The following is an 18,740-nucleotide window of genomic DNA, read 5'->3' on the forward strand; positions in this document are numbered from 1 at the left end:
TCAGAAGTGAAACCTCTTAGCGCTGATGGTAGTGTGGGGTTACCCATGTGAGAGTAAGTCATCGCCAGCTCATTATTCTAAACACCCCCTTTATTCGAAGGGGGTGTTTTTTTTTATGTGAAAAAATTGAAATAAAGATATAAAAATAAAAGCCCTCATGAGAGGGCCTTGTATCAAATAATAGATTAAAGTTGTCGTCGAGCGTGTTTTAACGCAGTTCTTAGGCCTTCCTCTAGCGTTGGATGGTAGAAAGGGTGATCTAGAATTTCATCAACAGTAAGATCACTGGAGATAGCCCAAGCGAGCAAATGTGCTAAATGTTCTGCTGAATAACAAAGAAATTCTGCTCCGAGAAGTTTACGTGAGTATCGATCGACGTAAACCTCTACAGCCCCAATATTTTGTCCATTGACAATCGCTCGTCCTTGCTTTTCGTAGGATACGATACCTGTAACAAACTCATGATTGGCTTTACGCAGTGTGTGATAATTGGAGCCGATCCCTGCCATTTCTGGTGAGCTAAACATAATACCCAATGGGGTAAGACTTTTTTTCTGACTCGATTGATGTTGATTGAGGCAATTATGAACCGCCAATTTACCTTCATAAGACGCTTCATGCTGGATAGGCGTTGCAGTAAATGCATCACCTACAATGTAAATGGGGTAGTCACCAAGCTGTTTAGTGGTTGGATCAACAGGTAGTTGCTTTAGATCAATGAATTCATCATTTATATGCTGAATATTTAACGTATCTAAATTCGTAGTACGACCAGTCGCAGATAATAGGTAATCAACTTCTATAGATTGATTGCTACCATTTTCGATAAAGTTAATTTGAACCTTATCTTCGCCTAATTTCTCAACCTGCTCGGGTAAAATCTCATATTTGATATTTAATTCTTTTGAGAATATTTCTTGAGCAAGCGTTTGTAAGTCTGGGCTAGTCAATGAACCAATTTTTTTACTGCGAGCAAAAACTGTAGTTTCCACACCTAGACGCTGCATGGCTTGTGCAAGTTCGATTGCAATGACACCGCTTCCAATTACAGCTAAACTTTTTGGTAAAGTAGGTATTTCAAAGACTTGATCAGAAGTTAAATATAAATGACCAAGTTTTTGTTGCCAATCTTGATTTACTGTTGGTCTTGAACCAACAGCGATAATGAACGATTTAGCTTGGTATTTCTTATTATTAACATTGATTGTGTTTGCATTTACAAATGTTGCGCGACCTGAAATTTTGTGCGCTGTAGGCCATGAATTAACGTCCTTCAGTGTTGCATTTGTAAATCGATCACGTAATTGCTGTACATGTTGCATAACATCTTTAGTGTCAATTTGAGAAGAAATTTTTAGCCCAAGTTGTTCTGAAGTTCTCGCATTATAGGCAAGATTAGCTGATGAAATTAGAACTTTACTCGGCATACAACCTACTCGAGCACAAGTGGTATCCCACGGACCGTCGTTCACAATAAGTATATTTTGTGTAGTTTTAATGGCTTCTTTATAAGCTGAAATACCAGCAGTACCAGCTCCAATAATAATGATATCGTACATATTGTATTGAGTAAGAATGATTTGAATTCACTATATAAAAAAAACTTCGATGAATAAGGTTTTTTTTCAATTTATTACACTTAAACCTTTAACTTTTGGTGATATCCATATTTTGAAAATTTGTATTATTTAAAACTAAGTATTTTCATGGTTGTTATTGAAATAAGATGAAAGAAAAAGGCGCTTGTGCGCCTTTAAAATGAATAAGATACATTTATCTTATAATGATGTACCTGCATGCACACCAACAGTTGGTTTTACATTCATCGATGTGCAACCGAGTAAAAGAAACGAACAACATAATGCAATACAAATTTTATTCATGAATGAGTCCTAATGAATTTGCTTTATTAAATAGTAACGTAGAACGACTACCTGACTTACATACTAAAAGTATAGGTTTAGGTAGACTATTGTAATACTTCGCAAACTCATGAACATCTGCATCTGTTATTTGACCTGAAATAACAGGTTGGTAAATCAAACTGATTTTAGACTTTTCGGCTAAAGCTCTTAATTCACTTGCAGTTGTTTCGTTACCTGATTCTTGATCAGGACGGTTAACGATCACAGACTTAAATCCCTGCTGCATTAAGGCATTGAATTTTGTAGACGTCATATGACCCGATACACTCACAGATGGATTAAGTGCTTTACTGAGCGGTTCTGATGCTGAATGACTTAGTGTTACGATACTAAAAATGAAGGTGGAAAGGATGAATCTAAACCACATCTTAGTCATCAAGCAAATCCATTTGTTTTGCTAATTGGTAGAGATTATTAGAGCGATTTCCCGTACGACAGAACATTAATACTGGTTTTGGTAGCTCATTGAAATGATTTGCAAAAGTACGAACATCAAGCTCAGTAATTTGACCTGCAACTACAGGTTGATATACATAATCTAAGCCTTGAGCGCGTGCAGCTTCTTCAATTTGGGCACTTGTTGGCTGTTCTGGTCCGCCTTCCATATCGGGGCGATTATTAATCACAGATTTAAATCCTTTTTCAACAACTTGAACTAAATGTTCTGGCCCAATTTGACCAGCAAAACCTACATTTTCACTCATTGCGTCACTCCCAAAATAAATTAAAAGACTATGCTACTATCATAGCATCTCGCTCAGATATGAGCTTTGATCGACACAAAAAATTTAAAATAAAAATCGTATGAATATATGCATGGAGCACCTATGTACGATTACACCGTAGAGCCGTTGTACGTACAAAAAGCAAATGAGTTGATCGCTGCTGACCTTTATTTGCCTGTCAAAGTTAAAAGACCTCCTGTGCTTATTATGGCGCATGGTTTTGCAGGATTACGTCAATTCAAATTAATCCAATATGCGCAACGTTTTGCTCAATCAGGTTTTGCAGTTGTACTCTTTGACTATCGTTGTTGGGGAGGAAGTACGGGTAAACCACGAGAAATGGTCTCTATCCGTCAGCAGCTAGAAGATTGGTATGCTGTGATTGCGCATATCAAATTATTCCCTTTGGTTGATGGACACCACCTTTTCTTATGGGGAACGGGTCTGAGTGGCGGATATGTTCTAAAACTTGCATCTGAGTTAAATGGGATTCGGGCTGCAATAGCGCAAGTACCCTTTGTGGACGGAAATGCCAGCAGTAAAATTTATCCAATTCAACATATGGCGCAGGCTTTAAAGTTATCGAGTCAGGATTTAATGGCAGCCAAAGTAGGACGTGTTGGAAAAACAATGCCTGTCGTTCATCCTTATGCATTAAGTTTTTACCCGAGTCAGGATAGTTATCAAGGGTATATGTCGATCGTTGATTCAAACTATTATTGGAGCGGTGAGGTGCCTGCAAGAGCTATGTTAGACGTCATACGATTTCGACCGATTACTACGGCAAGAAGTATTAAAATTCCTGTGTTATTTATAGCTGCCAAGAAAGATGCAGTTATTCCCATAGAGATTAGTCGTGAAACTGCAACCAATATGGCACCTTATGTGGAATACCATGAGTGGAATATGACACATTTTGATATTTATCAAGCAAATTGGATGGAAAGCGCAATCAAGCTTCAATTAGAATTCTTAGATCAAAATAGAGGAGTAAACTCATGATTGTTGTTTGTCCATCTTGTGGCGCAAAAAATCGTGTACCTGAAGATAAAATCCAATCTCAGCCGAATTGTGGTCAATGTCATGAGCATTTGATTCCGCTTGCCGCTATTGAGCTGAATGAGCAAAACTTTAGCAACTTTATTACCAACAGTGATTTACCAGTATTGATTGATCTTTGGGCAGAATGGTGCGGACCTTGTAAAATGATGGCACCGCATTTTGCCGAAGTAGCCAAATCAAATCCGCATGTGGTTTTTGCGAAGATAGATACTGAAGCGAATCCGCGTTTAAGTGCAGCCTTTCATGTTCGTAGTATTCCAACGTTGGTATTGATGAATAAAACCAATGAAATTGCTAGAATAAGTGGTGCATTACGTGCAAATCAATTACAAGATTGGTTAAATCAGCAATTAAATGCTTAACCAATAGGCCAATATTTGGAGTGACTGTGTCAGATTCTCAACTTAAGCCAGAAGGTACATTATCCCTTCAAACCATTGCTATGCCTGCAGATACCAACTGGAGTGGGGATGTTTTTGGTGGTTGGATTGTTTCACAAATGGATTTGGCTGGAGCTATTCATGCAGAGCGTTATACAAAAGGTCGCTGTGCAACCATTGCAATTAATCAAATGACATTCCTTGTGCCTGTTAAGGTGGGTGATGTCATTAGTTGTTATACTAAAATTTTAAAGCTCGGAAATACCTCAATTCAAATGCAAATTGAAGTATGGGATAGTCACGACTCTTCACGTCCAGCGAAAAGAGTGACAGAAGGTGTTTTCACTTTTGTTGCGGTGGATGTGAAAGGGGCAAAACGCCAGATTCCAGATGATGTTAAACAAAAGTTTCAAGAATCTCTAAGCATATAATCACAAAAAATCCCAACATCGTTGGGATTTTTTATTAGGGAAACTTTTTTAGGATCAATATGATCATGAGCTTTATTGCTTAAGTTGAGATTTTGCAATCCAAGCCCAGAGCATTTCACATTGAATTGGCTCTTCGCCAGATTCATCTGTCACGATCACCTTGACAAGGGTTTCACCTTTTTCAGACTCTTGCATCTGTTTTTGTTGATCATCAGTCAATGTAGCGACTGCAGTCATCGCACCTTTAGATGGGCGTTTGAAATCTACTTTTAAGCTTTTTATTAATACGATTGAGGTATCGGGTACATTCATGCCCGTAACAAAGCCTGTAGCTGTTTCAGCGATCAGCGCCATTGCGCATGCATGCACTTGACCAATATGGTTTTGCATTGCTTTATGGTTTTCGATTTTAACGACAACTTTAGCATGACTAACTTCAAGATAACGTAATTTGGCGGTTCCCACCATTGGAACGACACGGCCAAAAGCTTTGCTCCATAAAGTACTACGGATACCTTGTGGAAACTTAGATGTCGCTTTTACTAACTTAGATAAACGATTGCCTTTTGCCATGATCAGTTCCTATGATGGAGCAAAGAGATTAGTCTTTGAAGTTGTTAAATTGAAGTGGGATACCGAATTGCTGTTCTTTTAAGAACGCCATAACTTGTTGTAAAGTATCGCGCTTCTTGTCAGTGACTCGGATTTTATCGCCCTGAATAGAAGATTGCACTTTGATACCACTTTCTTTAATGGCTTTATTAATTTTTTTTGCTGTATCAGAGTCAAGACCGTCTTTAAGTTTAATCACTTGAATGACATTTTTGCCAGATGCTGTCATTTTTTGCGGATCTAGTGCTTGAACGTCGACTTTGCGTTTATAAAAGTGATTTTCCAGCATGTTGTAAACTTGCTCACATTGGAAGTCACTTTCAGTCGAGATCTTAATTTCTTTATTTTTTTCGTTTAATTCGATCGAAACGTCTTGACCACGGAAGTCGAAACGCGTTCCGATTTCCTTTTGTGTGTTTTGAACTGCATGATTTACTTCAAAAATCTCTAATTCTGAAACAATATCGAAAGATGGCATAGTTTAGACCTTTACAAATAGAAAGAATATCTGAGATGCTAGGGATGTTTTCTTCATTTGCCAAGTGTTGTTTACATCAAAGGAGTGCGCAATGATCCGTAAACAAGAAATTACAACATTTGAGTTCCCAGCTGACGCGATTATCTGGGATGTACGTGATACAAGTGCTTATGCTGAAGCACATGTGAAAGGAGCGGTGAACCAACCGATTTCCACACTTTCAGCAGATAGCCTGACTCAAGTTGCAGCGGATCAACCGATTTACATTTTATGTGGCGGCGGAAGTAAAGCACCACGTGCTGCAGAACTATTAGAAGGCTTTGATAGTTCACGTGAATATGTGGTCTTAATGGGTGGTACTCGTGCTGCTCGTGAGGCAGGATTACCTTTAGAGCAAGGTTAATCATGGTTGAAAAAAAGCGCCTTATGGCGCTTTTTTAGTTTCAATAAATCATGATGATTGAGTTTTAGCCTGAAAATATGGCTTCTTTATTCTTACTTTCTTTCTAAATCGATGGACATTGAGCTTATTGAGTAAAGTTTCAGATACAGGACATGCTGTTTTTAAGATTTGAGCCACTAGAATTTCAGCACACAAAGGAGCAAATAAAAAGCCTTTAGATCCCAAACCTGAGAGTGTATAAATCTCATTATTAGATTCAACCTGACCTAAAAGCGGAAAATAATCCTGACTTTGTGCACGAACAGAAGCTCTACCATGCCAAGAATGATGGTCAGGAAATTGTGCAGCAATATCTGGTGCGAGATCTGCAAGTAACCTGTAGTTATGTTCATGATCTTCATCAAGAACATCTTGATCATCTCGATTAGGGTAAAAAGAAGCACCTAAAATGATTTGATGATCATTTAAAGGCATACAGTAGCCACCATAGCTATATGCTTCATGTTTCTTGAACTGTGAAGATGAAACATGATTAAACCAGCTAACTTGACCACGTATCGGTTTTAAAATCGGAAAATCATCAAAGAGATTCATACTTTCACGGGCACAACAAATAATCACGTGGTCAAATTGATATTGTTGTCCAACATGATCTGTTATACCGACTTGATGATTGGCAAGTCGGTCCCACGATTTGATTGTCGCTTGCTGAAATTCGATCAGTTCATTCGATAAAATTTCTTTAGCCAAATCATGCGGTCTGATTGTTCCAGCCTGTTTCAGGGTGAGGAATGCTTGGTTGAACAGGCTGTTTTCAGCGGCAGAATTTGCTTCGAGTATGTTTTCTGGATATTGATTTGCAAGATCGAGAAGTTCATCAACGTGTTTAAGAGGGATTTGATGGACTTGTGCTTCGTCAAAGGCTTTAAATTTTGAATAATGGTTCATCGCATGTTGCCATGCTAATGTCATCAAATGATCGGCACTTTGTTCAATAGGACAGAGTTTGGGATTCAATAAAGCCAGAGGATTTCCTGACGCGCCACTTAATGGCTCATGGTGGTCAAATAGGCGGACGCGGTGACCTCTTAATGCAAAGGCATAGGCACAACTTAAACCCGCAATTCCAGCGCCTACAATGCCTATACGGCGTTGAGAACTTGAGTGTGGTTTGTATTGGTAATCTTCGGGAGAGAGTTCACTTTTTTCAGCCTCTTCGTCTAAAGGCAGTAAAACTCCCTTTAGCATTTCACGTTTGTGTCCGAACCCTTTTGGGCGTGTAATTTTCACGCCGTGTTTTTTTAATCCTCTTTTGAGGATGCCAGCAACACTGAAAGAGGCAAAAGTAGTTCCAATATCTGATAGTCGAATAATTTGATTCAGAACTTGTTCTTCCCACATATCTGGATTACAGGCAGGAGCAAATCCATCTAAAAACCATGCATTGACAGTGCTAGTTTTGGCAATGACTGGAAAAACATCATGTGCATCACCTAACCAAATATCAATACTAAAACGCTCATCTGGAAAATGAAGGCGGTGGCATCCTGCAATTGGCAGTGGATATTGGGCAATGAGTTGATCTGATAAATGTTTCAGTTCAGGCCAAGCATTTAAAGCTCGGATCAGATCAGCCTTGCTCAATGGAAATTTTTCCACCGTAATGACATGCAGTTGACTATGATTATTTGGACGAATTGATTGCCAAAGTTGCCAAAGGGTGAGGATATTTAAACCCGTGCCGAAGCCAGTTTCTCCGACTGTGAAATGTTCAAATGGTTTTAAGTCCGATAGGCGTTCATGTAGATCATTACCATTGATAAAGACATGACGTGTTTCAAGAAGGCCATTGGCTTTTGAAAAATAAACATCACCGAAAATTTTAGAAACTGGAATATCGATTCCATCAACGAGTTGCCAATCGAGATCAGCAGTTTGAATGGCCTGAGTCAAAATTTGAAACCTTTGAAAAGCGTGTCAGTGGTTTACCACTGACGACGTCGTTTTGTATAGATGTAACTGGCAATAATAAAGCCGACAAAAATACCGATAGCCATTGTTGCTGCACCGTACAAAAACATTTGAGCACTACGTTCACTTTGAAGCACCTGAATTTGTACACCTAAATTATCATTTTTTAGTTGTAATTCTTGATTCTGTGCTAAAGCTTCTAGGTTTGCTTTTTCAAGCTGTTGGAGACGTGTTGCTTGGTCTTTGACTAAAGCCTTTACTTTTGCTTCTTGAAGCGCTTTATTTCGTGCAATTTGTTCAGCTGTAAGTGGCTTTGCAGGCGTAGCTGTTGCTGGCTGAGACTGTGCAGCTGGATTCGCTGGTGCAGCAGTAGTTGCTGCGGGTTCAGCCCAAGCTGAAGATACCAATGCAGAACTGATGAAAAGAGCAGAGCGTGTCAAATTCATCATCTTATTCATGTGGTAATGCTTTATTAAAAGGTTTTACGTCAATGCTGGCATAAATGCCTTCTTTTAAAAAAGGCTCATCTGCTAACCATTCATCTAGCGCTTCACGGCTTTCAAAATCTAAAATAAGGGTGCTGCCATAAAATCCAGCTTGTGGATTATTACGATCTTTTGGCATCGCGCCAGCGACGATTACACGACCTTCATCAGCCAGTTTTTCTAGGCGTGCAAGGTGTTGTGGGCGTGTTGCTAAGCGTTTTTCAACAGTACCTTCTTGGTCGGTACACGTCACTACAAATAAGGGCATGGCGAAATCTCTATATCTTCTTTCAACACGATTATTCTTCTGCAGATTTAAAGTGTTTTCGTAAAATGATGAATTGAATAATGATAAATGAAAACATCACAATCATGTCACCAAAAGCAGTAAATTCACCCCAATATTTTCCATCCATGAACACGAAAGCAAAGAAAATATGCAATGATGCCATACCAACAAACATCGCGGCCCAAGCATAGTTTAAATTTTTCCATCCCTGCGGTGTTAAATTTAAAATAGGACCAAATAAGCGTTGAATGAGAGGTTTGCGGTCTTTACCAAAATAAGGTGAAATTATGAAAGCACCAGCAAATACAAAATTCAAGATCGCTGCTTTGAGACGAATATAAAAATCATCGCTCAACATAAGAGTAATACCACCAAAAATCACCGTCATAAATAAAACAATCCATTGTTGTTTATCAAGGTGAAATTTTTGGCGGACAAATAATGCACCGTAGACCACGAGCATAGAAATGATTAAGCCCGTTGTAGCAACGAGAATATGGTTATTATCGACGCCACCTGCAGAGCCGATCCATTGCAGTAAAGGGTGATTGTTATCTTTGGGATCGACAGTTTTGTAAAGCCAAAAGAAAATTATGAGTGGCACAAAGTCTAAAAGTGCTTTCATGTTAAAGTATCTATGCAGTTCAGGTGGATGGGTTAGTATAAAAGATGCAAGGCGTAGATTTACACACACATAGTAATATTTCTGATGGAACTTTGTCGCCAGAGTTACTGGTTCAAGCTGCGCTCGAAAAAGGGATACATACCCTTGCACTGACTGACCACGATAGCATGGATGGTTTGGTTTTGGCTGAAAAAGTTGCAAAAAATCAACTAATTCAAATTATTTCAGGTGTGGAAATTTCAAGTCAGTGGTCTAGACCTTCGACCAAAAAAAGTTATGGTGTGCATGTGGTCGCACTGAATATGCAATCACCTGATCCTTTGCATAAGCTACTAGAACAACAAAAGATGATTCGAGCTGAACGTGCTCAACTCATCTGTGAATTGTTGAAGCCTCTTATTGGAGAGGATATTTACGCGGATGTGGTTGCGAAGGTCGAGGGTATACCTGATCGTGTGACACGAACCCATATTGCGAAGACGCTGGTCGAGAAGGGTCATGTTTCACGTCCGCAACAAGCTTTTGACAAATATATCAAAGAAGGTAAAAAAGCTTATGTTCAGTTTGAAGGACTTGGTCTGGAGGAAACGATACGTGTAATTCATGAGGCTCAAGGGTTTGCTGTTTTGGCACATCCTACCCGTTATGATTTATCTGCGACGAACATTCGTTATTTAATTGAAATATTTGCACGTTACGGAGGCGACGCAGTTGAGTTGCCACCTGCGATTGAGCCTACCTCGACGCGACAAATGGTAGACCGAATGATTGCCGAATTTGGGCTTAAAGTATCAGTTGGAAGTGATTTCCATGGAGATAATATGCCATGGATAAAATTGGGGAATATCCCTCAAGTGAAAGAGGGGCAGGTTGGCATCTGGGAAAGTTTTATTGTATAGAAATTCTCTTATAACAACAGATAAGAGAATTTCAGGCGTTGATCAGACATTAAGTTGTCATGAATCAAAGTAAGTTGTGATCTTGTGCTTGGATCGGTGGAGGAGTTGGTTTTCCTAAAGTCCCGAGTAGTTCAATCTCGATTGTACGAACCATGGCATCGAGTGGAAGATCATTACTTTGTGTACCAAAAGGCTCTTCTATTTCAGAGCTGAGCGCATCAAGCCCCAAAAACGTATATGCTAAAATACCGACTAAAAGTGGCGTCGCCAAACCGAGCACCGAGCCTAAACTAAATGGAAGCATAAAACAGAAAAAATAAACGGTACGGTTTAAGAGTACTGAATAAGCATAAGGTAAAGGAGTTGTAGCAATACGATCACAGCCTGTTTGAACCAAACTTAATTCAGTTACATGTTGGTTCATTTGTGTATAAATAATGTCTGAAATTTCGCCTTCTTTCAGTGACTGCATCAACTCCCATTGAATCAAACTTAATGTGTATTGTGGTGCATTGGCTTGCTGGTAAAGTTGAGTTAAAGCTTGTGGGCTCATGCCACTGGTTTGATGCAAAGCATCGGGACTGACTGTTTGATGACGAAGACGGTCACGCAGTACGTTAGCAAAAACAATCATATGCTGAATTACACGTTCACGACGACCTTGCGGCAAGATCCGGCAGTCTCGATCGAAATGTCGAGCATTGGCGATTAAGCTCCCCCATAATTTACGCGCTTCCCACCAACGGTCATAACACGCCGAATTTTTGAAACCTAAAAAAATCGACAATACTACTCCGATCAGTGTAAACCCAACCAAAGGAATTTCAGGGAATCTATAGAGATTTATATATTCAATTCCCCCCACGATTGCTGAAATCAGCATAACGATTCCAAGTGGAGGTAATACCTTCGGTAAGATGGTTCCACGCCATGAAAATAATAGTTTTAGCGTATCGGTTTGATCACGAACAATCATGTAAATCAATCTTTCATTTTTCTATGATCTTCACTAGTTCAGCGAGTATTGTCAATGATAAAAAATGGAAACTTCGAGCAATTTTATTCTGTAATTTATAGACTTATTCTCGGATCAGTTGGTGCTCCATAAAAGAGTAGCTGCCTTCGGTGGAAATGATGACATGATCGAGTAATTTAACCTCAATTAAATTACAAGCTCTACTTAAAGATTTCGTCAAATTGATATCGTCAATTGAGGGCTGAGGAATTCCTAAAGGATGATTATGTGCAATAATCACAGCACTCGCCTGAGTGTGGATGATATGTCGAATAAACTGATTAATTGAAACTGCACAGTGGTTAGTAGAACCAAAGAATAATTTTTTAAAATTAATTTTTCTGAGCCTTGCATCTAAACAGAGTACCGCGAAAATCTCTTGAGATTCGCCAATAAGTTCATAGCGAAGATAATCTTGAATTAAATCAGAGCGACTTAAATCAATTTGTTGGTTCAATTGATGTTGCAAGTAACGCCGTCCAAGCTCTTTTACAGCCATCAATTGAGAGTATTTAGTGTCTCCCATGCCATGGAACATGCGAATTTCGTCTATCGATGCATCAAACACTGCATTTAAGCTTCCAAAATGTTGCAACATCAATCTTGCTAATTCGACCGCAGAATGTTGTTGAGATCCTGATCTTAAAAAGATGGCGAGGAGTTCTGCATCAGAGAGGCTATGAGCACCTTGGCGGAGTAATCTTTCTCGCGGTCGTTCTTGTTCGGGCCATTGTTTGATCGAATTATTCATTATTATTCACTGTTTTAAATTATTTTAACTTTTGAATATTCACCAAGGTATATCTTGGGTGGCAGAATATTTAATGCTATTGTGAGCGCCACTGCAATAAAAAGGTGACGTGATCTTGAGTTTTGATCTTAGTGTGTTCTCCAATAAAAATATTATTCTTGCTGTTACTGGTGGTATTGCTGCTTATAAAAGTGCCATCTTAGTACGCCGACTTAAAGATTACGGATTTAATGTCCGAGTTGTAATGACTCAAGGTGCCCAAGCTTTTATTACGCCGCTTACCTTTCAAGCATTGTCGGGTAATCCAGTGCATACTGAACTTCTAGATACAGAAGCTGAAGCTGGAATGGGGCATATCGAATTAGCACGATGGGCGGATTTGGTACTTGTTGCTCCTGCCAGTTGTGACAGTATTGCCAAATTTGCTTGTGGATTAGCGGATGATTTACTCAGTACACTCTATTTGGCAACAAAAGCACCTGTTTGGATCGCACCAGCCATGAATCAACAAATGTGGGCGGCTAAAGCAACACAGCGCAATTTAAGTGGTTTGGTTGAGGATGGTGTGCATGTCATTATGCCTGAGGCGGGTTCTCAAGCGTGTGGCGATGTTGGATTAGGACGTATGCCTGAGCCTGAAGATTTAGCTGAACAGGTACGAGAATATTTCCATAAAGCGCAGCGTGCAATTGCAGAAAAATTTGGCTTGCTGGCGGGTAAAAAAGTGACGATTACCGCAGGTCCAACTCGAGAGGCAATTGATCCAGTGCGTTATATTTCAAACCACAGCACTGGAAAAATGGGGTTTGCTATTGCTGCTGCATGTTATTCAGCAGGTGCTGAGGTGACACTGATCGCGGGTCCTGTCAGTTTAGATACACCGAATGGGGTGAAGCGTTTAAATGTATCTTCAGCGAGACAGATGCTTGACTTAAGTATGAATCAGTTGGAAACAGGATGTGATGTATTTATTGCGACAGCTGCCGTAGCGGATTATCGTGTTGCAGAAGTTGCGGAACATAAAATCAAAAAAGCTGGTGATGAGTTAGCTGTTTCTCTTGTTAAAAATCCTGATATCGTAGCGACGATAGCTTTGCAAGATAAACGTCCATTTATGGTCGGTTTTGCAGCTGAAACGCGTAATGTTGAAGAATATGCGGCAGGTAAATTGGTGGCTAAGAAGCTAGATATGATCGCATGCAATGATGTTTCAAGAGCGGATATTGGTTTTGCTTCAGATGAAAATGCGATGACCGTGTTTTTTGCTGAACAATATGAAATGGAAAAACGTGATCTTGAAAAAGCTTCAAAGCAAGAAATTGCACAGCAATTGGTTGAAGCTATCCACGATGCATTACATCAAGAAAAACGACCTGTTTAAATGTAGGATATAAAAAAGACCGCAAATGCGGTCTTTTTTATAAGGGTAAACTTAATCAGACCATTAAGCTTGACCTTCAGCAGCTGCAGCTTGAGCGCGTTGCATGTTCGCCTCAAACTCAGCATCAAAGTTAATCGGTGTAAGAAGTAATTGAGGGAAGCTACCTTTAGTTACAAGATCGTTCACCGCTTCACGAAGGAATGGGAACAAAATATTAGGGCAATAAGCACCAAGAATGTACGGAAGACGTTCATCTTCAACGCCATCAATCAAGAAAATACCTGATTGTGTTACGTCTACGATAAATGCAGTTTCACCTGCATTCGAAGCTTGTACAACCACTTTTAAAGAAACTTCAAAATGAGTTGGATCTACTTTTTCAGCTGATGAAGAAAGATTGATGTTTAACTCAGGTTGCCATTCTTTTGTAAAAACCGCAGCACCAGGAACTTCAAAAGAAATATCTTTTGTATAAATACGTTCTAATGCTAATTGTGGTTGAACTTGTTGTTCTTCACTCATTCTTAATTCCTTAGATTTAGTGATTATGCCAATAATTCGTCTAGTTTACCTTCACGCTCTAAAGCATAAAGTTGGTCGAAACCACCGATGAATTGATCTTTAATGAAAATTTGTGGCACTGTGCGATGGTTGGTTTTTTGCATTAACTCAACACGAACCTCAGGTGCTTCTTTTGATAAATTAATTTCTTTGTACTCAATGCCTTTACGTTCAAGGAGTTGCTTTGCACGTACGCAATAAGGACACATCGTTGTTGAATATACAGTCACTTGAGCTGTCATTTTACAAACTCCTTAAGCTTTTTTGCTTTTTACTAAAGGTAAGCCTTGAGCTTTCCAGTTACTAATGCCACCGTCTAAACGATAACTATCTGTATGACCGACTTGTTGTAAAGCAGAGCCTGCAACTTGGCCTAAATTACAAATGAATACCAATGGACGGTCCGCAGCTTTTAATTCTTCAACATTGGCAGCAATTTGACTATATGGAATATTACGACTACCGCTAATATGACCTTCACGGAAATCTTTAGCATCGCGCAAATCAATCAGCATCGCATTTTTAGCTTTCACTAAAATTCCGAGCGATTGTGGCGAAATTTTACGACCACTACGTTGTCCTTCAAAAACGAAAAACAAAACAATAAGGGCCCCTAAAATTGCAAATAAAAAGGGGTGATTCCCCATAAATTCGAACCAACGTTCCACAAATCACCTAATGACTAATTAAAAACTGCGTTGAGTATAACGTATATATATGGTGATCAAAATCACTGCTTCAAGGGCGTGCTTAAAGAAAACTAATTTTTTTGTTGCGCCTCAGTAATCTCATCTATTAGACGTAAATAACTTTCTAAACGTCTTTGTAAAATATCACCATTTTTGACACCTTCTTTAAGCGCACATTGCTTTTCGTGCGTATGGGTGCAATTGCGATACTGACAATGTCCTAAGAGCGCAGAAATTTCAGGAAAGCCACCATCGATTTTCTCATGATCTAAATGCCATAAGCCAAATTCACGAATACCTGGGGAATCGATTAAAGCACCATTTTCACCAAAACGAATTAAACGTGTTGAGGTCGTAGTATGTTGACCGAGTGCGGAGTTTTCTGAAATGACATTGGTTTTTTGATCAGCATCAGGAATGATGGCATTAATAAGTGTACTTTTCCCAACACCTGATTGACCTACAAATGCAACAGTTTGGTTGTCAATACGTTGAATCAACTCATCTAAATTACCATTAGATTGGGTCAGGATGAAGTCATAACCAAGTTGACGATATTCTTCTGCTAACAACAAAATTGGATCATTTTCTTTCAGTAAATCACATTTGTTTAATACTAATAAAGCAGGAATATTGGCATCTTCACATGCAACCAAATAGCGATCGATCAGGGTTGGTGCAGGGTCTGGTAACGGTGCAATGACGATGACGATCAGGCTGATATTTGCAGCTACTGGTTTTACTTTGTGATAACGATCTGGGCGAGTCAACAAGGATTGTCGTGGTTGAATCGCTGTGATAATACCTAAGCCAGTATTTGGATCTGCTTGCCATTTTACGCGATCACCTGTAACCAATAATTCTAAATTGGTACGGGTATGACAACGCCAAACGCTATTCAGCTCAATAGGTTTCCAAAAAGGTTCTGGCTCACCTTCTTTGGTATCTGGTTTTATTGGATGTTGATCAGGCAAGGAGAGGGCTTGTACTTCGAGTTGTCGACCATAGTGTTGGACGACTAAGCCTTCTAAGTCGTGAGACGTGTCGATTTCTTCTTGACGTGTTTGATGTTGTTTCTGAATACGACGTTGTTGTTGCTCTGTCAAACGACGCTTACGAATTAAAGCCATTCACAACCTAAAAAACCTTGAAATTTAGATGGCAAAAATAGCATGATGAGCCATGGATTTACAGCCAAGATCGGAATAATTTGCTACTATCCATCTTTAATTTAGCCCAATAAGATTGCACTTTATGAGCAGCACCCCAGATACCCGCTTAATTTGGATCGACCTTGAAATGACAGGGTTAGATACAGACAATGATCAAATTATTGAAATTGCAACGATTATTACAGATGATCATTTAAATATCCTTGCTGAAGGCCCAGTGTTAGCTGTACATCAGTCAGATATTATTTTAAATGCGATGGATGAGTGGAATACACGTCAGCACGGGCAATCTGGACTTATTGAACGCGTACGCCGTAGTAAGTTAACTGCGCAAGATGCTGAGCAACAAACACTTGAATTCTTAAAAAAATGGGTCAATCCAAAATCATCTCCAATGTGTGGAAACTCAATTTGCCAAGATCGCCGTTTCTTACATCGTTTAATGCCAGAGCTTGAGCAGTTCTTCCATTACCGTAATTTGGATGTGTCTTCTGTTAAAGAGTTAGCAAAACGCTGGCGCCCAGAAATTATGAGTGGTTTAAAGAAAAATGCTTCTCATCTTGCGATGGATGATATTCGTGACTCAATTGCTGAATTGAAGTATTACCGTCAATATTTTTTCATCTCAAATAATTAAAAAGTTCTGTTGAAATTTTAGAAAAGGGGCTAAGGCCTCTTTTTTATAGATTTTATAAATGATCGAAAGAACAAAGTATTAATTAAAATGTTTAAAAGTTGATAGCAAAAAATAAACTGATTTTTATACTGATAGATCTCAGAATAGTGAAAATTTAAGAATGATAACAGAGACTAAGTTATGCAAAGTAGTAATCCGATTTTAACCCGTGTAGAGACGGTATCCAATTATCAACAACCCATGACCATTCAAGGTGCGATTCAGAAATCTGTTGTATTAACTGTGATTTCGGCAGCGGTGGGTATCGCGCTGTTTATTTATGGTTTTATGACTTTAAATGTATCACTCGCCTATGCTAGTGCGATGGTGGGGGCGATTGGTGGATTCATTCTGGCACTCATTACTACTTTTAAGCCGAATACTGCTCGAACTTTAGCTATTCCATATGCTTTATTTCAAGGTGCTTTTTTAGGGGGTATTTCAGTCATATTTCAACTGAAATACCCTGGAGTTCCTTTAAAGGCCTTGCTCGCAACATTTGTCACGACTTTGGTGATGTTCGCGCTTTATCGGTTTCAAATTATTCGTGCGACTGAGAAATTTAAAGCGGTTGTGTTGTCAGCCACCATTGCGATTGCGATTGTATTTGTTCTCCAATTTATTATGAGTCTAGCTTTTGGTTCGAGCATTCCATATATATTTGATAATAATTGGCTAGGTTTAGGATTTGCAGCTTTTGTCGCCATTATTGCATCATTAAATCTAATTTTAGATTTCGACCTGATTGAAAATGCCGCAGCTCAATATGCGCCTAAAGCGATGGAATGGTTATGTGGAATTGCCTTATTAGCCACTTTAGTTTGGATGTATTTCTCTTTCTTGCGTTTAATTGGTCTACTGTCTAGTAATGACTAATGTCGTTCAGCTAAGGCGTGTAAAAAGATCAGACTGATGTCTGATCTTTTTTTAGCGTCTAATTCGGTTTAACAATTTTTTGAAAAAAGATGCATTATGCAATTTCGTAAATGCTCTAGACTTGGCATCATGCATGAAAATTAATTTAAGTGAGAGTCACATGGCACAAGGACTATTAGCAGGTAAACGTTTTTTAATCGCGGGTGTTGCGAGTAAATTGTCGATTGCATTCGGTGTTGCAGAAGCTTTACACCGTGAAGGTGCAGAATTGGCATTTACCTATCCTAATGAAAAAATGAAGAAGCGTGTTGATGACTTTGCTGAACAGTTTGGTTCAAAACTAGTTTTTCCATGTGATGTTGCTGTTGATGCTGAAATCGAACAGGCATTTGCTGAATTAGCAAAACATTGGGATGGTTTGGATGGCGTAGTGCATTCAATTGGTTTTGCACCAGCACATACTTTAGATGGTGATTTTACTGAAGTTACTGATCGTGAAGGTTTTAAAATCGCGCATGACATCAGTGCCTATAGCTTTATTGCCATGGCTCGTGCGGCAAAACCTCTTTTAACTGCTCGTCAGGGCTGTTTGCTCACACTCACTTACCAAGGTTCAGAGCGTGTGATGCCAAACTATAATGTTATGGGATTGGCGAAAGCATCTTTAGAGGCTGGCGTTCGTTACTTGGCTTCAAGTTTGGGTGCTGAAGGAATTCGTGTAAATGCGATTTCAGCTGGTCCAATTCGTACGCTTGCGGCTTCAGGTATCAAGTCTTTCCGTAAGATGCTTGATCTGAATGAAAAGGTTGCACCTTTAAAGCGTAATGTCACGATTGAAGATGTAGGTAATGCGGCATTGTTCTTGTGTTCACCATGGGCAAATGGTATTACTGGCGAAATTTTATATGTAGATGCTGGTTACAATACGGTTGGTATGAGTGCAGATTTAATGCTAACAGAATAAATCTCATCGTAAGAAGAAATAAAAATCGGCAATTTTATTGCCGATTTTTTTACATTTTTTAAAGTTCATTTATGTAACCAAGACTAGGTAAATCGTATTTTTTTTGATTAAATATTAAGAAATTCTTTAGCTTTATTAAATTATAAAAGACAGATAATAACCATGCTTGCCAACATCTTTTCGGCATTGGAACAGCTCGGCCTAACCGCCCAAAACAGAGCCCTCCACATCCAATTCAGTCATTCACAGCTGAATAGCCAAGTCTTCCTACAACGCATCGATGGCAGCCATGCCCTTAACGAAGGCGTGCAAGCAGAACTCATCTGTCTCTCGACCAATGCCTTAATTCCACTCAAACAATTCATCGGCA

Annotated in this window: 25 protein-coding genes; 10 read left to right on the plus strand and 15 right to left on the minus strand. The window is 39.2% G+C overall.

What is annotated here, in order from left to right; all coding sequences use genetic code 11:
• Positions 1-185: 185 nt before the first annotated feature.
• From AC1M9D_RS12525 to AC1M9D_RS12535, 3 genes are all read right to left on the minus strand, one after another.
• Entirely contained in the window at positions 186-1,559 is a 1,374-nt protein-coding gene (locus AC1M9D_RS12525; protein ID WP_481612305.1) for a dihydrolipoyl dehydrogenase, read from the minus strand.
• A gap of 316 nt (positions 1,560-1,875) precedes the next feature.
• Positions 1,876-2,301, minus strand: coding sequence for a protein tyrosine phosphatase family protein (locus AC1M9D_RS12530; protein WP_092768903.1), 426 nt, complete (start codon positions 2,299-2,301; stop codon positions 1,876-1,878).
• Positions 2,294-2,629, minus strand: a complete 336-nt coding sequence (locus AC1M9D_RS12535; RefSeq protein ID WP_035269714.1) for a protein tyrosine phosphatase family protein — start codon at positions 2,627-2,629, stop codon at positions 2,294-2,296. The genes AC1M9D_RS12530 and AC1M9D_RS12535 overlap by 8 nt, the downstream gene beginning before the upstream one ends.
• Positions 2,630-2,752: 123 nt before the next feature.
• Here AC1M9D_RS12535 and AC1M9D_RS12540 point away from each other — a divergent pair, with 123 nt between their 5' ends.
• The 3 genes from AC1M9D_RS12540 to AC1M9D_RS12550 all read left to right on the plus strand — a co-directional run bounded on the left by AC1M9D_RS12540 (position 2,753) and on the right by AC1M9D_RS12550 (position 4,523).
• The gene (locus AC1M9D_RS12540) at positions 2,753-3,652 is read left to right on the plus strand and encodes an alpha/beta hydrolase (protein ID WP_092768900.1); all 900 of its coding nucleotides are present in this window, start codon (positions 2,753-2,755) and stop codon (positions 3,650-3,652) included.
• The gene (trxC, locus tag AC1M9D_RS12545) at positions 3,649-4,074 is read left to right on the plus strand and encodes a thioredoxin TrxC (protein WP_481612306.1); all 426 of its coding nucleotides are present in this window, start codon (positions 3,649-3,651) and stop codon (positions 4,072-4,074) included. The genes AC1M9D_RS12540 and trxC overlap by 4 nt, the downstream gene beginning before the upstream one ends.
• Positions 4,075-4,154: 80 nt before the next feature.
• Entirely contained in the window at positions 4,155-4,523 is a 369-nt protein-coding gene (locus AC1M9D_RS12550; protein ID WP_218945426.1) for an acyl-CoA thioesterase, read from the plus strand.
• Positions 4,524-4,595: 72 nt separating this feature from the next.
• Here AC1M9D_RS12550 and AC1M9D_RS12555 read toward each other — a convergent pair whose 3' ends face one another.
• Together AC1M9D_RS12555 and AC1M9D_RS12560 are read right to left on the minus strand one after the other, a co-directional pair.
• A complete protein-coding gene (locus AC1M9D_RS12555) occupies positions 4,596-5,096 on the minus strand; it encodes a DUF4442 domain-containing protein (protein WP_035269707.1) in 501 nt (166 codons plus the stop codon).
• A 28-nt stretch (positions 5,097-5,124) separates the two neighbouring features.
• The gene (locus tag AC1M9D_RS12560) at positions 5,125-5,613 is read right to left on the minus strand and encodes a YajQ family cyclic di-GMP-binding protein (RefSeq protein WP_035269703.1); all 489 of its coding nucleotides are present in this window, start codon (positions 5,611-5,613) and stop codon (positions 5,125-5,127) included.
• Positions 5,614-5,704: 91 nt separating this feature from the next.
• Here AC1M9D_RS12560 and AC1M9D_RS12565 point away from each other — a divergent pair, with 91 nt between their 5' ends.
• The gene (locus AC1M9D_RS12565; RefSeq protein ID WP_180000521.1) at positions 5,705-6,016 is read left to right on the plus strand and encodes a rhodanese-like domain-containing protein; all 312 of its coding nucleotides are present in this window, start codon (positions 5,705-5,707) and stop codon (positions 6,014-6,016) included.
• A gap of 48 nt (positions 6,017-6,064) precedes the next feature.
• Here AC1M9D_RS12565 and mnmC read toward each other — a convergent pair whose 3' ends face one another.
• Genes mnmC through AC1M9D_RS12585 form a run of 4 tightly spaced genes read right to left on the minus strand, consistent with a single transcriptional unit; the run spans position 6,065 to position 9,386 of the window.
• Positions 6,065-7,969 carry a bifunctional tRNA (5-methylaminomethyl-2-thiouridine)(34)-methyltransferase MnmC2/FAD-dependent 5-carboxymethylaminomethyl-2-thiouridine(34) oxidoreductase MnmC1 gene (mnmC, locus tag AC1M9D_RS12570; RefSeq protein WP_481612307.1) on the minus strand — a complete coding sequence of 635 codons (1,905 nt, stop codon included), beginning with the start codon at positions 7,967-7,969 and terminating at the stop codon, positions 6,065-6,067.
• Positions 7,970-8,001: 32 nt separating this feature from the next.
• Positions 8,002-8,433 (minus strand): SH3 domain-containing protein, encoded by a 432-nt coding sequence (locus AC1M9D_RS12575; protein ID WP_481612314.1) that lies wholly within the window; start codon positions 8,431-8,433, stop codon positions 8,002-8,004.
• A 4-nt stretch (positions 8,434-8,437) separates the two neighbouring features.
• Positions 8,438-8,740: a YciI family protein gene (locus AC1M9D_RS12580; protein WP_180000517.1), complete on the minus strand. Its 303-nt coding sequence runs from the start codon at positions 8,738-8,740 to the stop codon at positions 8,438-8,440.
• A gap of 31 nt (positions 8,741-8,771) precedes the next feature.
• Positions 8,772-9,386 (minus strand): inner membrane-spanning protein YciB, encoded by a 615-nt coding sequence (locus tag AC1M9D_RS12585; protein ID WP_092768884.1) that lies wholly within the window; start codon positions 9,384-9,386, stop codon positions 8,772-8,774.
• A gap of 44 nt (positions 9,387-9,430) precedes the next feature.
• Between AC1M9D_RS12585 and AC1M9D_RS12590 the strand changes: the two genes are divergently transcribed.
• Positions 9,431-10,285, plus strand: coding sequence for a PHP domain-containing protein (locus AC1M9D_RS12590; RefSeq protein ID WP_481612308.1), 855 nt, complete (start codon positions 9,431-9,433; stop codon positions 10,283-10,285).
• A 64-nt stretch (positions 10,286-10,349) separates the two neighbouring features.
• Here the strand turns inward: AC1M9D_RS12590 and AC1M9D_RS12595 are convergent, their stop codons facing one another.
• A complete protein-coding gene (locus AC1M9D_RS12595; protein WP_035269686.1) occupies positions 10,350-11,261 on the minus strand; it encodes a bestrophin family protein in 912 nt (303 codons plus the stop codon).
• Positions 11,262-11,364: 103 nt separating this feature from the next.
• Positions 11,365-12,051, minus strand: a complete 687-nt coding sequence (gene radC, locus AC1M9D_RS12600; protein ID WP_035269684.1) for a RadC family protein — start codon at positions 12,049-12,051, stop codon at positions 11,365-11,367.
• Positions 12,052-12,166: 115 nt separating this feature from the next.
• Between radC and coaBC the strand changes: the two genes are divergently transcribed.
• A complete protein-coding gene (gene coaBC / locus AC1M9D_RS12605) occupies positions 12,167-13,432 on the plus strand; it encodes a bifunctional phosphopantothenoylcysteine decarboxylase/phosphopantothenate--cysteine ligase CoaBC (protein WP_481612309.1) in 1,266 nt (421 codons plus the stop codon).
• 63 nt (positions 13,433-13,495) lie between these two features.
• Here the strand turns inward: coaBC and secB are convergent, their stop codons facing one another.
• The 4 genes from secB to rsgA form a co-directional block, all read right to left on the minus strand.
• Positions 13,496-13,954 (minus strand): protein-export chaperone SecB, encoded by a 459-nt coding sequence (gene secB, locus AC1M9D_RS12610; RefSeq protein WP_481612310.1) that lies wholly within the window; start codon positions 13,952-13,954, stop codon positions 13,496-13,498.
• Between the two features lie 23 nt (positions 13,955-13,977).
• On the minus strand, positions 13,978-14,235 hold the full coding sequence (gene grxC, locus AC1M9D_RS12615) for a glutaredoxin 3 (protein WP_035270794.1): 258 nt from the start codon (positions 14,233-14,235) through the stop codon (positions 13,978-13,980).
• A gap of 12 nt (positions 14,236-14,247) precedes the next feature.
• Positions 14,248-14,661 carry a rhodanese-like domain-containing protein gene (locus AC1M9D_RS12620; RefSeq protein WP_035270792.1) on the minus strand — a complete coding sequence of 138 codons (414 nt, stop codon included), beginning with the start codon at positions 14,659-14,661 and terminating at the stop codon, positions 14,248-14,250.
• Between the two features lie 92 nt (positions 14,662-14,753).
• Positions 14,754-15,812 carry a ribosome small subunit-dependent GTPase A gene (gene rsgA, locus AC1M9D_RS12625; protein ID WP_481612311.1) on the minus strand — a complete coding sequence of 353 codons (1,059 nt, stop codon included), beginning with the start codon at positions 15,810-15,812 and terminating at the stop codon, positions 14,754-14,756.
• Positions 15,813-15,936: 124 nt separating this feature from the next.
• On the opposite strand from rsgA, the gene orn reads away from it, so the two are divergent.
• The 4 genes from orn to AC1M9D_RS12645 form a co-directional block, all read left to right on the plus strand.
• Positions 15,937-16,491: an oligoribonuclease gene (gene orn, locus AC1M9D_RS12630; RefSeq protein ID WP_035270788.1), complete on the plus strand. Its 555-nt coding sequence runs from the start codon at positions 15,937-15,939 to the stop codon at positions 16,489-16,491.
• A 180-nt stretch (positions 16,492-16,671) separates the two neighbouring features.
• Positions 16,672-17,406 (plus strand): Bax inhibitor-1/YccA family protein, encoded by a 735-nt coding sequence (locus AC1M9D_RS12635; RefSeq protein ID WP_481612312.1) that lies wholly within the window; start codon positions 16,672-16,674, stop codon positions 17,404-17,406.
• Positions 17,407-17,566: 160 nt separating this feature from the next.
• The gene (locus tag AC1M9D_RS12640) at positions 17,567-18,370 is read left to right on the plus strand and encodes an enoyl-ACP reductase FabI (RefSeq protein WP_092768909.1); all 804 of its coding nucleotides are present in this window, start codon (positions 17,567-17,569) and stop codon (positions 18,368-18,370) included.
• 162 nt (positions 18,371-18,532) lie between these two features.
• On the plus strand, positions 18,533-18,740 hold a 208-nt coding region (locus AC1M9D_RS12645), incomplete at its 3' end, for a hypothetical protein (protein WP_481612313.1).

This window comes from Acinetobacter sp. ANC_7682 (assembly GCF_056779795.1).